Annotated in this window: 11 protein-coding genes and 1 pseudogene; 10 read left to right on the forward strand and 2 right to left on the reverse strand. The window is 60.7% G+C overall.

The genetic code is table 11. The features are described 5' to 3' along the window. The first annotated feature begins 590 nt into the window (after positions 1 to 590). Together NKI18_RS18070 and NKI18_RS18075 are read left to right on the forward strand one after the other, a co-directional pair. A complete protein-coding gene (locus tag NKI18_RS18070; RefSeq protein WP_502900718.1) occupies positions 591 to 1,832 on the forward strand; it encodes a glycosyltransferase family 2 protein in 1,242 nt (413 codons plus the stop codon). Between the two features lie 75 nt (positions 1,833 to 1,907). Next, positions 1,908 to 3,245 carry a DUF4832 domain-containing protein gene (locus NKI18_RS18075; RefSeq protein WP_352619814.1) on the forward strand — a complete coding sequence of 446 codons (1,338 nt, stop codon included), beginning with the start codon at positions 1,908 to 1,910 and terminating at the stop codon, positions 3,243 to 3,245. Between the two features lie 534 nt (positions 3,246 to 3,779). Here the strand turns inward: NKI18_RS18075 and NKI18_RS18080 are convergent. Together NKI18_RS18080 and NKI18_RS18085 are read right to left on the reverse strand one after the other, a co-directional pair. After that, positions 3,780 to 5,402: a glucosamine inositolphosphorylceramide transferase family protein gene (locus NKI18_RS18080; protein ID WP_352619762.1), complete on the reverse strand. Its 1,623-nt coding sequence runs from the start codon at positions 5,400 to 5,402 to the stop codon at positions 3,780 to 3,782. 19 nt (positions 5,403 to 5,421) lie between these two features. Then, positions 5,422 to 6,675, reverse strand: coding sequence for a carboxylate--amine ligase (locus NKI18_RS18085; RefSeq protein WP_353020137.1), 1,254 nt, complete (start codon positions 6,673 to 6,675; stop codon positions 5,422 to 5,424). Between the two features lie 221 nt (positions 6,676 to 6,896). Between NKI18_RS18085 and NKI18_RS18090 the strand changes: the two genes are divergently transcribed. The 8 genes and pseudogenes from NKI18_RS18090 to NKI18_RS18125 form a co-directional block, all read left to right on the forward strand. Continuing rightward, positions 6,897 to 7,172, forward strand: a complete 276-nt coding sequence (locus NKI18_RS18090) for a hypothetical protein (protein ID WP_352619764.1) — start codon at positions 6,897 to 6,899, stop codon at positions 7,170 to 7,172. Between the two features lie 41 nt (positions 7,173 to 7,213). Next, entirely contained in the window at positions 7,214 to 7,519 is a 306-nt protein-coding gene (locus NKI18_RS18095; RefSeq protein ID WP_352619765.1) for a glycoside hydrolase 5 family protein, read from the forward strand. A gap of 40 nt (positions 7,520 to 7,559) precedes the next feature. Further along, entirely contained in the window at positions 7,560 to 8,150 is a 591-nt protein-coding gene (locus NKI18_RS18100) for a glycoside hydrolase 5 family protein (RefSeq protein ID WP_352619766.1), read from the forward strand. Further along, complete coding sequence (locus tag NKI18_RS18105; RefSeq protein WP_352619767.1) at positions 8,047 to 8,679, forward strand: glycosyltransferase family 2 protein; 633 nt, start codon at positions 8,047 to 8,049, stop codon at positions 8,677 to 8,679. Before NKI18_RS18100 ends, NKI18_RS18105 begins: the two co-directional genes overlap by 104 nt. 1,408 nt (positions 8,680 to 10,087) lie before the next feature. Further along, positions 10,088 to 11,644, forward strand: a complete 1,557-nt coding sequence (locus NKI18_RS18110) for a family 16 glycosylhydrolase (RefSeq protein ID WP_352619768.1) — start codon at positions 10,088 to 10,090, stop codon at positions 11,642 to 11,644. Positions 11,645 to 12,673: 1,029 nt separating this feature from the next. Then, positions 12,674 to 13,585 (forward strand): metallophosphoesterase, encoded by a 912-nt coding sequence (locus NKI18_RS18115; RefSeq protein ID WP_352619815.1) that lies wholly within the window; start codon positions 12,674 to 12,676, stop codon positions 13,583 to 13,585. Positions 13,586 to 14,054: 469 nt separating this feature from the next. Beyond that, on the forward strand, positions 14,055 to 14,240 hold the full coding sequence (locus NKI18_RS18120) for a hypothetical protein (RefSeq protein ID WP_352619769.1): 186 nt from the start codon (positions 14,055 to 14,057) through the stop codon (positions 14,238 to 14,240). A 42-nt stretch (positions 14,241 to 14,282) separates the two neighbouring features. Next, a pseudogene (locus NKI18_RS18125) lies at positions 14,283 to 14,814 on the forward strand (phosphomannomutase/phosphoglucomutase); the annotation flags it as partial. Positions 14,815 to 14,818: the final 4 nt, after the last annotated feature.

Consider the following 14,818-nt stretch of genomic DNA (forward strand, 5'->3'; position numbering starts at 1 on the left):
TCAAGTCACACGAGGCGCCATCCATTTGGCTCGGGTTTATGGAGAGCGGTGTCGGAATTTCGAGGGCAGTACTTTTGGGCCAGGGCCGAGCGCTTGGCGTTGCACGCCGCCATTGGAGGTCGCTCAAGCTTGGACGATCGAGGCTCCCTCCACTTGAACGTCAAGTAGTACCTCCAGAGAGCCACCGCCAAGCCTATTGAGCGCTTCGCCGAGCGAGCTGTGCCATGACAGTATGCACGGAAGGAAGGCTGCGCTAACAGCGAGCAATGCGATATGGGAACGTCTATTCATGTCATCTCAGCGAACGGGTGCAGGATCGACCTCGGTCGTCTCAGTTTTCTCCGTTCGCTACTCTTGGCGAGAATCCGTTGCGAAAGTAACATGCCGATCTTTCAGCGGATGATGAAGCGTCCATACTGGGGTCTGTATTTCATCGGGCCGGCGTCTGCGAACGTCTGTGGCCGTGTCGCCCGGTTCATCTTCGGGGCGAAACTTCCGACCCGCTATTTGGCGCGCCATCTGGCGCGAACGCTTGGCAGCAAAATGGCGACTGGATCCAAGGTCCCTCCCCTCGCATCTGGAGTATCGCCATGAGCGCTCTTGATCCCCTGACACCAGCCGTAAATATCCGGTCAAGCGCCGATGGATCGTTGCCAGCGGCCTCAGCGGCACGGCCGCAATCCTTAGGAACTCGCGCCTCCCGAGTCCACTTTCTCGTGCCCGACAGCAGTACCTATCAAGCGCAATCCGGCGAACCGAGTTTATTCGCCCAATACCGCATCGCCGTCCTCGTACCCTGCTACAACGAGGCAGCGACGGTTGCCTCTGTCGTCGCCCAGTTCCAAGCGGCACTACCAGGGGCAAGTGTCTATGTCTACGACAACAACTCGACTGACCGCACTGCTGAATTAGCCAGATCCGCGGGCGCCGAAGTCCGTCGTGAGTCGCGCCAGGGCAAGGGCGTCGTCGTGAGGCGTATGTTTTCGGACATTGATGCCGATATTTATGTCCTGGTTGATGGCGATGCGACCTATGACGCGCTGAGCGCCCGCGACATGATCGCGCGCCTCGTCCAAGATCGTCTGGACATGGTGGTGGCGGCGCGGGTCGAAGTGGAGGCAACTGCCTATCGGGCTGGTCATCGCCTCGGCAACCTCCTGCTGACGAGCTTGGTTGCTTCGGTATTTGGCCGCACCTTTACCGATATGTTGTCGGGATATCGGGTGTTTACACGGCGCTTCGTCAAGTCGATTCCGCTGCTCGCGCGAGGGTTTGAGATCGAAACCGAACTGACCGTCCACGCCCTTGAACTCGGTCTGCCGGTGGCCGAGATTGCAACACCATACTACGCACGGCCTAAGGGTTCTGCCTCGAAACTCAATAAATGGCGCGACGGCCTGCGAATTCTATGGACTATCGCGGGTCTGCAGCGGTCGGAACGCCCATTGCTGTTCTTTACTAGCGTTGGCGGCTTATTGCTGGTGCCTGCCATCCTGCTTGCCATGTCGATCTTCACTGCCTACGAGAAAGAGGGGGTATTTCCGGGACTGCCGGCCGCAACTCTGACGATCGCTTTGACCTTTCTAGCTGTTCTGTCGGTTACTTGTGGGCTCGTGCTTACTACCGTCACGCGTGGGCGCCGCGAGGCCAAACTACTTGCCTATCTCCAGCAAACGGCGCCGGGTGTGAGAGAAGAGTTGAGAGTGCGCTCTCTCAATGTAACTGGGCAGGGCGGTGAGCGTGACCTTGCGTTGGTCCCAGAGATCAGGGGGCGAGTTCGCAGGAGGCGTGAGGTGCGCGCTCCGGCAGTTCGCGCAACGTCCGGATCCTAGGCAAGAGCGAATATGATCGCTTCTAGGAGGGGAGTCAGGGGAATACCTATGCGTAGGCGGGTTCCGTATTTGGCGGTGTTGGTTGCCATCGCCATGGCTGCTGGAGTGGCCGGTCCTATTTCCTCCATCGCCAAGCATACCAAACTGACCAAGTCGGCCCGGCCATCTCCGACTCAGACGATATCGACATACTATCCAACGGAACGCACGGACGTCATTAAGAACCCGGGCATCGGATATGAGACCTTCTATCAATCGGCAGCGCGAGACAGCCAGCTTCCGTCCTCGACTATGTATTTCCGGATCAACTGGAGCGCTATTGAAGCACGACCAGGCACGTTCGATTTCGCTACGCTCGACAGCGTCCTTTCGCAAGCGCAAGCATCGGGACAAAGGCTTGCGTTTCGCATTATGGCGTATGAGGAAGGTAACCCCGGGCCGGTGGGGCTGAGAGATGCCGGCTTCCCTGGCTTTGCATTTGCGTTCGAGGGGTCCCAGGTATGGTTTCCCAATCTGGATGAAAGCGTGGTTAGACAGGATATAGGCAAGCTTATTGCCGCTCTTGGACAACGTTATGGCCACAGCCTAGCGATCGACTCGATTGACATCGGAATTATTGGCGATTGGGGTGAGCAACACTTTTGGAATACCGAACCTTCCCCTCCTTATCCAAGGACAGATACTTTGAAATGGCTGTTCGACCAGTTCAGAACGCATATCAAGGGCCCACTGGTAGTCAATGACGGAGTTTGGTGGAACGATAAAGAGGCATTTCATTACGCGATTAGCAAAGGCCTCGGCTGGAGGGCCGATTGCTGGGGAGGGCAGCGTGAGATGCAACTCAAATACCCGTTTATCGTAGCGGATGTACCAAATGCTTGGAAGTCCGGGCCTGTTGTTATGGAACCGTGCGGAGTTATGTCGGACTGGGTTTCGCGGAACTCTCAATGGCAACGAAGCCTCCAGTGGGCGGTCGATAACCATGTCTCGAAGATCAGCAACAAGAGTGCTCCGATCCCCGCCGAGATGCTTCCAGCCGTACGGGACATGCTGACAAAGCTCGGTTATCGCGTTGTTCTGAGGCGAGCGGCCTTCCCAACGTCAATACATTCAGGGAGCAACTTTGCTGTGCAACTAAATTGGGCAAATACGGGAAATGCTCCGATGTACTTTGATCGCCACGTGCTGGTAAGAATCGGAACTCTGGTCAAGGACTCCCGGGTTTCAATGCGGGGATTCCTCCCGGGCGACCGTGCAGACACTGTCACAATCGGAACGGCGGGGCTCGCTGCTGGAACCTATCCAGTGCAAATAGGCTTGGGGCCGCCGGGCAGCGAGACACCGGACATCACGCTCGCCATACGCGGGGAGGGGCCATGGTACACGCTTGGAAAATTGGTCGTTCGGCACTGACTCGGCGGACCGGATGCTGAAGAGACGTGCGTGGACCATTACAACAGGCAAGCCCGATGCCCGTCGTGAGCTCAAGGGCAACATCACCCGCAAGGAACCTCGCAGCGGGCAAGCCTTCACTTCTACCTGCCGCTGAAATCGCCGCAAGGTGCCAGGCTTGTCGTGACATTGCACGACCTGAGGCCTCGTCTGCGCGCAGAAGAATATGATTGCGATATGGCGCACCCTGTTTCGGCCCAAGGCTTGCTAAATGCTTGCGCCGTGCAAGTGGCCAATACGGGCTACTCAAGGGTGGGGTCACGACGGTCGCTAACTGATTGTCCCGCGGGTTGGAGCGGCAGGTCGATAAGGTGCTAGGCCGACGAAAGTTTCGAACCGCGCCTAGCCGACGTCCAGCCGCGCAATTGACCCCGATCTCGGCGAACGAGCGGAGAGCTCGAGCTCGGACAGGTCCGGCGATCAAAAAGCCATCTCATGGGCTTTTTTGCTGCGGCCCTGGAGCGTGCGCGCCATGTCTTGGAAGTGCAGTCGGTCCTACTCGTCAATTCGAGCGCGCTGTCGGCCAGCACGATTATCACGGCGGCAATGGGCTTTTTGTACTGGTGGCTTGCGCCGCATGTCTCGCCTCATTCCGTCGGCTCCACTTCGGCGGCTATCTGGCGCTTCGGGGGCAATCAGCCCATAAGAGGTCGTGACCTCTCGCAACCCCCGGACATGACCGAACAGGTCGATCACCTCAAGGCCGGACTGGCGGTTGTAGGTGTGGCACCCGAACGGTCCGGACCGAATGCGACCAACTGGGGTCTGGGCAAAATCGCACTCGCCGAGCGCATCGATCTGGCAGAACGTCACTGCACCGCCATAGCCGAGCGCGCACTCCTGGACCGGGCGTAGCGTGCGTCCGCCGTATCGGAGGACGGCGCCTGCGGGGCGGCTGAGCGTGGCATCGATCAGGACGGGGTTTGCGGCATGGGGCGTCCAAAACTCGGTCAGGCTCTCGGAGCGGTAGAGGCTGAGGACATCCCAGGACGTGGACCTCCACAGTCTGGGGCTGACGAAAAACCAGAAGCCGCCTTCGTGGCGCAGCAGCGTGGTGTCGTAGGCCTCGATGCCGTCGATGAGGCAGGCCTCCCGCATCCACCGATACGGGAATTCCACGGCCCTGTAGAGGCTGACATTCCTGGCAGCCCCCGATTCGGGGATCATCCAAATCTGCCCGTTATGCTCGAACACGAACGGGTACGAGAGATGATGCGGCTCCTCCAAGACGATCTGCGGTGCGCCGGCGGTCCCGTTCCGGCCCACTGGCACGACCGCAATGCACCCCCGGTTCTTCGAGTAAAGGTACTTTTCGACAAAGATGAAATCCTGCCCTCGGTGCCGGAACGGGAACGGGTCGGCAAGGTAGCTGTCGGTACCTGCGGTGAGCACCCGAAAGACTGCTTCGCCCTTGTCGAGCAGACTCGCTGATTCATCGAAGCGCCAGCCAATACCCCATGCCCTGCCGCCTCTGGCCAGGTTATCCAAGAACCTGACTGCCTTCGATGCCACCGCGCCGGTCGCCCATGTAAGGGCCGGCAGCGCGCCAAGCGAAGGCACGATGGTCCGTGGACCGTGAACACTGGACGCTGAGCCAGCGTCTTCGCGCAAGACTTTGAGGATCACCATCACAGCGCAGGATAGCGCGCTGTCTAGACTCGCCGCGAACACTTCACGGTCTGTACTGGCCGGACGCGCCATCCACGGCTGCGACGGGCGCGCTGTATCGTGCACGTCGACCTGAAGGTCCTGATCATTCGTCAAGGCCGCCATCACTCCGATCTCGCCGCGTGCTCCGTTGAAGAGCGGCGTCAGCACGCGCCGGCCCGCCGGGAGTGGGTCCTCTCCGCTCAAATCGATCACGACGTCGACTTGGTCGGCCGGACACGGCGGCAGGGATCGCAGCGCCGCCTCGACGGGGTCGGTGGCACCGTTCCCGCGAAAGCCATAGACTAGTCGTTCGAGTTCGAGCAGCAGGCGGAAGATCAACGGCAGCGGGCGGCAGCCGGCCGCGAAAGCGCAGGAGACATCGTTGCCGGGCACTTCAGCAAGCGCCTCTGCCAGCCACAGATGCCAGCGCAGCGGCCGCGACGGATCGAGACTCAAACAAATGCGCATTGTTGTTCTCACGGCAGATTCAAGGAGACGACAGCTTTGACGAGAACCACCTCGAGCGAGGCGCCTTGCCAGCTGTCCGCCGCGAGCCCGCGAGCCAGGGAGGCAGATAAAAAGCCACAGCGCGCGCCACGTCGCAAGGATAATGCACCAGGGCCGGCAGCGGATCGTCCCGGCGCCAGTAGCCATCCACTACGACGGAGTGAGGCGGGATCGGCTTCGCGCCAAAGCGGATCCGCTCGATCCATGAACCCTGCCAGACCACGCGACCGTCACCCGGGCCGGCCGGCAATGGCTGCAGGTCGAGTTCGTGCCGATAGGCTATCAGCGGGATATTGACGCCGACGAGCGTCGCCAACTCCTCCTGCCAGTCCGTGCGCCCGACCGTCGGCTCTATTATCAGAAAGCGTCCGCTCCTGGTATCCTGCTTGTACTCGATGCCGCCAAATCCGAAGTAGTTAACCTGATCGAGGAGGTCTTTCGTGGTGCGTTCCAACTCCTCGTTTACTGCGGCCGTACAGAACGCCGTGCTCCCGGTGCCCGGCGGGGTGCTGGCGAGTTTTTGCCCGGTGAACATGCCGAGCGTCTCGCCGTTGCGTCCCCGGTAGAACAGACAGAAATAGATCCTGTCGTCCGGTCCCTCGACGGTCTCCTGCACCAGGACTTCGCCGGTCTGAGCCAGCAGCCTCTCCGCGGCCGAGAGGGCGTCAGCGTAGCTCTCCGCGGTGACCAGGCGGGGAGCATGCCCCTCGTGGAAGTGGCGCTTGTCGGCGGGTTTCAGGATCATCGGCAGGCGGAGCGACGTGATCTTGCGAACGCCCGCGAGATCCCGCACGACCACGCCGTTCGGCACTGGCCACCCATGCTCCCCGGCGCTCTCGTGGAACCTGGCTTTGTCGTGCAGCATAATAACCGTATCGTGAGTTGGGAGGCGGAAGTGGTAAAGCCCCTCCAGCTCTTTGCGGTATTCCGAGATCGTAAGAAGTGCCAGCTCATCCGTGATGACCAGGAAGGGCCGCTCGCCGATCCGCTTCCGAAGATCGCGGAGGAAGACCACGAAGCTAGAGCCATGCAGGGAGTCTGCCAGGACCGGGTGGGCGTAGCGCGACCACAGCGCCGGGTTCGAGCGCTTGCGGTCGACCACCCAAACGGGCATCCCGCCCAGGGCAAGGCTGCGGCACACGCCGAGCCCGTTCAGCTCCCCGCCTATTACTACCGCGGGGACTCGCCAATGCGAAGAGCCGAACTCTTGGTTGGGAGCGGTGTCTGACAGCATGGGTTCCATACTCGAGCGACCGTAATCGGCCGCGCACCACTATGCCGACTGACGCCGGGCTGTGCGAGGCCGCCAGAGGGGGTAATCCTTAGGGCCCATTGCACTCGGCGCCCGGCGAGAGCGACATGCCGCGATGATAATCGGCTGGCAACGGGCGAAATACGGGCTGCGCAACGCCGGATGGCGTGTGCTGGTGTTCGCGTTGCTCTATTCCGGCGGCCGTGAGCGCCGCGGACAACTTGTCGCCAGCGTCCTTCATCAGGACGTCCGGCACGGCGTTTACGGTCGACGGCAGGCCATTCTTTGTGACCGGCGTGAACAACCACTATGTCACTTTCGGGTCGCAGGACGAAGTCATCCGCGTTCTCGATGACGCGGTGGCCATGGGGGCCAACGTGATTCGTATCTTCCTCCAGCCAGTGATCGGGTCGCTCGACGGAAGCACTGCTATGATCTGGAACTGCGGCTGGAGGCCGATGCCAGCGATCTCGCTGTGAGAGGAATGTACCTGCTCTCTTGGGACCCTGGCGAGAACGGGATGGCGATCAATGACGGCGCGAACGGCATGCAGAAGATTGATTTCCTCGTCGCCGAAGCCGGCAAGCGACGCCTCAGGCTCATCATCGCCTTCCTGGATTTCTGGGCCTACACGGGTGGCGCCCAGCAGATGCGGGCTTGGTATGGGAGCCAAGACCAGTCCACGTTTTTCTTCGATGACCCGCGGACGAAACGGGATTACAGGACCTGGGTCCGCCACGTCGTACAGCGCGTCAACCTGCTAACCGGACTTGCCTACCGGGATGATCCAACGATCATGGCCTGGGAGCTGATGAAACGAAGGTAATGCACGCCCAGAGGCTTTGCGGCTGGCCTGGACTGCCGAAATGTCGGCCTACGTGAACTCCCTCGATTCCAATCACCGTGTCAGCTCAGGGCACGCCAACGTTTCCGAGAAGCTGTCCGATTTGACGATCCCAACTCTCGATTTCGGGACCTGGCACGGCTACCCGCTCTACTACAACCTCACAGTCCAGCAATTTGACGACCAGATTCCCGAGTTTTGCCAACTGGCGGCCCGAGCCAATAAGCCGGTCCTTCTGGAGGAATTCGGCTATGCCCGCTCTAATCGGAACTCCGCCGATGCTTACGCCATATGGCTCGATACGCTCGCTCGCGATCCCAGGTGCGCTGGCTGGATCGTGTGGCGGCTGGCGTCGCGGCAGGACAGCGGACGCTATCCCGCCGACGAACACGACCAGTTCGATATCCGCAATGACGGAAGCGTGATTTGGAACATCCTCAAAGCCGCAACGGCCCGGGCGGCGCAGAGCCGCGAGACCCGCCGGGCCTCAGAAGCCGTCCGGGAAGCCCATGACCGAAGCTTCCGTCGTGATCTGCGCGCACACTCTCGACCGCTGGGAAGAGTTGAAGCGGGCGGTCGGGTCCGTCCGAACCCAAACGCCTGCCCCGCGTGAAATCGTCGTGGTCGTGGACAACAACGAGGCCTTGCTAGAGCGCGCCGCGCGCGAGATTGCCTGCGTGACCGTCCTCGCCAATGCCAGGCAACCAGGCTTGTCGGGCGGGCGCATGACAGGGGCGGAATACAGCACGGCCCGGGTGATCGCCTTCCTCGATGATGACGCCGTCGCCGACCCGCACTGGCTGGAGGAGCTGTTGGAGGCTTATCGGGATCCAGCCGTGTTGGGCGCCGGCGGCCCGGTTGAGCCGCTGTGGCAAGTGCCGCCACCCTCCTGGTTTCCCGCCGAGTTCCACTGGGTGGTGGGCTGCACCTACGCCGGCATGCACGTGCGGGACGGGCGCATCCGCAACCCGATCGGGGCCAACATGTCGGTGCGCGCCGACGTGCTGCGGCGCGCCGGTGGCTTCGCGCCGGATCTCGGGCGCCGCAAGCTCGGGTTCCCCGTCAGCGGCCGAGCAAGGATCGGCGGTAAGGCTGAGAGCTGCGAGGAGACGGAATTCTGCATCCGGGCCGCCCGCCTATAGCCTGGAGGCTATTGGGGCGTATCGGCCAGCGGCGCGTGTGTTGCACGCTGTTCCGGTCCAGCGCACCACGTGGAAATACTTCGTCCACCGCTGCCTCGTCGAGGGCACCGCCAAGGCAGTATTGAGGGGCAGGGTCCAAAGACGGCCTCGGAGCCGAAGAGCGCTACGTCCGGGAGGTGCTGCCGCGCGCCGTGGCGAGCGACCTGACGGCCATGCGGGGCAAGGTCGGCGCCGCCCGCCGGGCCGGGGCGATCATGGCGGGCTTTGCCCTTACTGCGTTCGCCTATGCCACGACGCGCCTCGGCGAGGCCGCCGAGGCTTTGTCACAGCATCTGCTATCACGGGTCCGAGGCTGGAGAGCCTAGCCGGCGCCGATGCAGGCATTGCAGGCAAACGGTTTGGCCGACAGGAAAATCTCGCAGATGCCTTGTTGACCGCCGGCGCTGGCGATATCGAGAGCGTCAATCCGCCACTCCAAAGCGCATCGTCCGGCGATTTTCGTGCACCCTCACCCGGCGCGCGGCCCATCGCATGTGACCCATAGGGAACCAAATTTCGGCGTTCCACAGCGAGGCTGACCGTTAGAATGTCGTCGCCGGTCGGGACAAGCGATGCCGCATTATCGTGTCTACGTTCTGGACGAACACGGCCAGCTTGTGGGCGGGGTCGACCATGCTTGCGCAGACCACGACGCGGTGAAAGAGCACGCCAGGCGGTTAGCAGACGGCCACAAGCTGGAGCTTTGGCGACCGGTTGCGCAGTTCAAATTTGACAATCCGCGGGGCCGCCCCGCCGCGCCGAAGCGCCTCACGCCCTAGCGCCACGTTCCGCCATTTCGACAAGCCGCACCTCCTGTATGAGAAGTGTTGATAAGTTTTTGCCCAGCCTCATTCTCGCCGCAAAAGGCGGTAAGGTCGCTGGGGTTCCGTACATTGTCCTCGAATGATCAATTCACGAAGGGACGGTGTGTGAACAACTCAGGACAGCGGAAATGCCTGCGTTTTACTTAGGGGCGCGGGTGGAATGAAGAACAAAAAAACGCGATTAACTAAGGATCTACAGTGCTCATGCTAAACAGCAAGCTTGGCGGTGCATCCGCCGGAAGAGCTGCGCTCGACTTCATTCTGGCCGCGGCTCGAACCGTTGGACACCTTGCGTGCGTCGGCAGCGACACCGTTCATGGTTTCACGGGGGAGCGCCTGATGAGCATTCCCGTCGACACAACTCACCTTCGATGGCGAGTTCAACGTTAAGCTCGCTCGACAAGAATGTCTGTGGCGACGACTTCCAAATCTCCGCTGGTTTGAAATCCGTTCGCAGTGCCCAACTGCGAGCATGCGATATGTCGCGCGCCTGGCGATGCGCGGCAGTGGAATTCCCTGTTTTCAACGCCAAAAAGGATCACTGAATGGCTCTTTCCGCACCCGCAGGCTTCGCCTCTAGCGACCTCGTCTTCGAGGAAAACTTCTCCGGTACGGCGCTCGACAGCGACTGGCATACCTACCTCACCAGCAATGCCGCCAACGGCTGGCCATGGAACAGCAATGGATCGGGCGGAAGTGGGATGGGCAACCAGTTTAATGCCGAATACGATATGCCGAGCCAAGTTACGGTGAGCAACGGGCTGTTGAATCTCACGGCAATCAAAGTGCCCGTCAACGGCGTGGCTCAGGGGTCGGCACAGACATTCCCTGTCACGTCCGGCGCCGTCAGCAGCTATGGCAACTTCGAATTCGATGGCGGCTATCTTCAGATTAGCATGAAGGCGCCGAGCGGCGACGGCGCATGGCCAGCCCTCTGGCTGATGCCCGGCCAAGGCGCCGGCAGCAGCGGCGACAATTTTGAGATCGATATGCAGGAGGGTGGATTCACCGGTTCGGGCCCGGCAAACCAAACGTTCTCCTACCACCTCCACGGGCCGTCAGGGGTGGCCGGTGGCGTCGTCGACAGCGGCGTCGACCTCACGGCCGGCTTTCACACGTACGGCATCAACTGGGATCCCGGTCAATCGATCACCTGGTATCTCGACGGGAAACAGATGGGGCAAGTGACCAGCGCGCAGGCGCCGATTCCGAATGAACCGATGGAACTGATCATGAACACCGGGGTCGCGAATTCCAACGCGGCCGGATGGCACACGGCTCTCGATAGCTCGACCCCTTCGTCGATGCAGATGCAGGTCGATGGGATTCAGCTGTATCAAAAGGCGGACAGCGGCGACACCGTCACGGGTGCGAACGTCACTATCCCAACCACTGGCTCGACCGGGACCGAGACTGGGTCTGGGACCGGGACTGTCCCTCCTTCCGACGGCACCAGCGATGGCACCTTATACGGAACCAGCGGCGCCGATGTATTCCACGGAACCAGCGGCCACACGATGATCGGCTATGGCGGCAACGACACCTACTATGTCGATAATGCCAACGAGAAGGTGGTTGAAGCGGTGGGCGGCGGCAACGACAGTGTGCTCGCCTCGGTGAGCTATGCGCTTTCGGCCGGCTCGGAGATCGAGCTTCTCGCCACCAACAACCCGTCAAGCACGAAGGCAATGACCCTCACCGGCAACGAGTTCGCCCAGACCATCCAGGGCAATGCCGGCAACAATGTCATCAACGGCGGGCTCGGCGCCGACGTCTTGACCGGTTACGGAGGCCACGATGCCTTCTCGTTCAATACTGCTCTTGGAGCCGGCAATGTCGATAAGATCACCGACTTCAAGCGCTCCCAGGACACGTTCCATCTCAGCGATACCGTTTTTGCCGGGCTTCAGGCGGGAGGGCTTCCATCCAAAGCTTTCTTTGTTGGTGCAGCCGCGCATGACAGTTCCGATCATATCATCTACAACAGTGAAACCGGGGCGCTCTTTTTCGACAGTGACGGGGCCGGCGGCGCATCGCAAATACAGTTCGCCACCCTTTCCCCACATCTCTCGCTCGGCGCAGCCTCATTCTATGTGACCTGAAGGAACGCGGGGCTGCCGTGGCCAAATAAGGACTGGATAAACAGCACCTCAAAGCCATGATCCCGAACCGAAGTCAGCGTAGCAAAAGGCGGGAGCCCGGTTTTCGGAGAAGATCTGCTCGAGCAAAAGAGATAGAGTTCCATCCCGATGCCATCGGGATGGAACAGGCTCTAGTTGTGAGCTTTCTGTAGGTGGTCCATTCGGACCGAACCGAGGAGACTGGAGATACCAAGCTTCGGGTCCGAATGAACATCCCAGACTGGCACGCGCAGCATCATCAGCTACTTTCTCTCGCCAATGATGCAATACAAGCAGGAAACACTGCGAGAGCGGTAAGAAGCCGGTTTGCAGCCGACGAAAGTTCGCCCTCCGGTTTCAACTCGAGAGCGCCGCAATCTTGTCGAGGCGCAGCCGAAGCATGCGATACGTCAGCAGCCGAAGCATGCGATACGTCAAAGGCGGGAAGCGGTCGGCTCGAAGCTGGATGACCAAAGCCGGGTTGTGGAAGGTCGAACTGCAACAACTCGCTCGCAAGACAGGCCTCGCGCTCCACATTGCATCACCATCGGACGGGCACATCGACGTGGAGCAACATCGAACACCCCTGTTCTGCCGCATCACGCAAACCTGGCGCGGACGGCGCCCTCCTCGATCGCGTGGCCCTGGTCGAGCTGATCGCAGTCACGACAACCAAACGGGCCTGAAGTTGGGCGCGCGGTCGATTCCGCGAGCGACGAAAAACGGGATCAAGTGAACGGTGCCGAGATGGAGGCGCTCGCCATCTAAGGCGACGCATTCATCCGGAAGGGAACGACACCATCCGCCCGAGATCAGTGGCAAATCGGAGCAGTTGACGGGTCCTAGCCCGAGCTCCCTCCCCTGCGCAATAAAGACCAATGCTTGCAGGTGACGCCGATTTGGGAAACTATTGACCCCGCGAGGCCTCACGCGTTGATTTGGTTCAGGCTGCCGCAGCTGAATTCGTGGCGATCTCTAAAACCGACCTCATTCTGCTGGGAAGTACAAGTGCTGACGTCGCGGCGGTCATTCCTGAAGCTCTTTGGCGCCATGTCGCTCGCGGCATTCGGGCTGGTGAGTTATGCCGTCGCGATTGAACCTCGGTTTCGACTGCGTGTCACTCGCTACAACCTCCTACCGCCGCGCTGGCCGACGACTGCCAAGCCGCTGCGCATCATCGTGATCGCTGACATCCATGCCTGCGAGCCCTGGATGTCGGTTTCCAGGATCGACGAGATCGTCGGTGTTGCGAATAGCCTGCAGCCCGATATCATCCTTCTCCTTGGCGACTATGTGATGGGCTTGCTGCCGCGCTATGCCACTGGGATCGTGCCCGACACTGTTTGGGGCAATTCACTTTCGAAGCTTTCCGCGCCACTCGGCTGCCACGCCATTCTCGGCAACCACGACTGGTGGCACGGTGTCGATAGCGTCCGCGCAGCCCTCGTCGACAATGGCATTCCGGTCCTCGAGAACACCGCCACGCTTATCCGTCAGCAGGATGGCCCAGCATTCTGGCTCGCGGGTCTTGGCGACCAGTGGGCCATGCCGTTTTCTCGCGGCGTGTACAAGGGCGTCGATGATCTGCCTGGAACAATGGCCGGAATACCCGACGACGGCAATCCGATATTGCTCCTTGCGCATGAACCGGACATCTTCATTACTGTCCCTGACCGTGTCAGCCTGACGTTATGCGGCCATACACATGGCGGACAGGTGCGCTTGCCATTCATCGGCCCCCCCATCATCAATTCAGCCTACGGACAGCGCTTCGCCTACGGGCATATCGTCGAGGGTGGGCGGCACATGATCGTATCCGGGGGTTTGGGCGTATCGTGGCTGCCGGTGCGCTTCGGCGTGTCGCCGGAGATCATGGTCGTCGATATCGGCCCGAAAATGAGCTCTCGTCCTGTCGACGAATAACATCTGCTGTCCCAGACAGACCTGCCGTCCGCGGACCGTTCCGCGGTATTGATGGTCGTGTACATGCGGTCGGGGTTTCGCCGTGCCCATCGCCTCCAAGACGAACGCGGCACAGTCCATCATCCTTTCTCCGGACGGGCGGAGTTCGGCGGATAGCTCTCGATTTCCACTAGAATGTCTTTAAGGAGCCGAGCCATGCGTTCGAAACACCTTTCTTCGACATTGTCGGGGAAGGGAAACCTGAATGCGGTCAGCGGCATCTTGCACCCATCCTTGTTGTTGGCGCCCGAGCAGAACGCATCTTGGAGAATGCAAATGGCCATGCTTGCACGAGACCTCCTTTCGGCCATCGGCGGGCATACTCCTATTGAGGCGGCGCGAACCAGCGTTTTAGGACTACTCCAATTCCTGAAGGGGCCCGCGCCCGGCAGCGTGCTAGGACTGTTGCGCGCAATAGCGGATCAAAACCGTGACCCTGGACATAGTCGGCCAAGCCAGGCCGAACACATTCGTCTTTGAAAGCAGTGCTCTCATCAAAGCCACTGGCTTTCGGGAATACGACGCGCGCTGGTGGTTCGGCCATCCAGACCGGGAGAAAAAGCCCGAACTCAACCTGGTGGCGTGCAGGCGATCGGCATGGCGCTTCGCACCTTGATCGGCCGAATAGGTGTAGTTCCCGACACCATCACTGGTCACTACTTCCGTAGCTGCCATCAAGAGGCGCGTTGCCAAACTCGTCAATGCCATAGCTGGCTTCGACAAGTCGGGGCATTTCTTCTTCAATCCGCCGATCGGCCGCGGCTATGACGATGGCCTGGTCACGGCCATCGCCATATGCCAGATGCTGGATCGCAGCCCGCAAAGCAGCATGGCCGACCTCTACCGCGATCTGCCGCTGACCTTCGGCACGCCGACGATGTCGCCCCACTGCCCCGACGAGCTCAAATACGGCGTCGTCGCGAAAGTTGTCGGGGAATTCACGAAAATGAAGGCGGACGGGATCGAGTTCGCTGGCCAGCCGGTGGCCAATCTCCTCACCGTGAGTGGGGGTGCGTGTCGTTGCCCAAGACGGCACCTGGGGTCTGGTCAGGGCCTCGTCGAACAAGCAGGAAATTGTTGTCGTCGTGGGAGGCCCAGTCTCGCCGGAAGGACGTCGCGAGATGTTCGAGGCTGTCGATGCCGTGCTGCGCCGCAATCCAGAGCTCGGAGCTTACAACCAGACATTTTGAGAGG

The sequence above is a fragment of the Mesorhizobium sp. M0800 genome (assembly GCF_040320095.1).
In the GTDB taxonomy this organism is placed as follows: domain Bacteria; phylum Pseudomonadota; class Alphaproteobacteria; order Rhizobiales; family Rhizobiaceae; genus Mesorhizobium.

Bases quoted from the DNA above. Each gene is read 5' to 3' on its own strand.
- NKI18_RS18085 (WP_353020137.1), bottom strand. From the start codon at position 6,675: ATGCTGTCAGACACCGCTCCCAACCAAGAGTTCGGCTCTTCGCATTGG.
- NKI18_RS18110 (WP_352619768.1), top strand. From the start codon at position 10,088: ATGGCTCTTTCCGCACCCGCAGGCTTCGCCTCTAGCGACCTCGTCTTC.
- NKI18_RS18095 (WP_352619765.1), top strand. From the start codon at position 7,214: ATGGCGATCAATGACGGCGCGAACGGCATGCAGAAGATTGATTTCCTC.
- NKI18_RS18080 (WP_352619762.1), bottom strand. From the start codon at position 5,402: ATGCGCATTTGTTTGAGTCTCGATCCGTCGCGGCCGCTGCGCTGGCAT.
- NKI18_RS18070 (WP_502900718.1), top strand. From the start codon at position 591: ATGAGCGCTCTTGATCCCCTGACACCAGCCGTAAATATCCGGTCAAGC.
- NKI18_RS18105 (WP_352619767.1), top strand. From the start codon at position 8,047: ATGACCGAAGCTTCCGTCGTGATCTGCGCGCACACTCTCGACCGCTGG.
- NKI18_RS18100 (WP_352619766.1), top strand. From the start codon at position 7,560: ATGTCGGCCTACGTGAACTCCCTCGATTCCAATCACCGTGTCAGCTCA.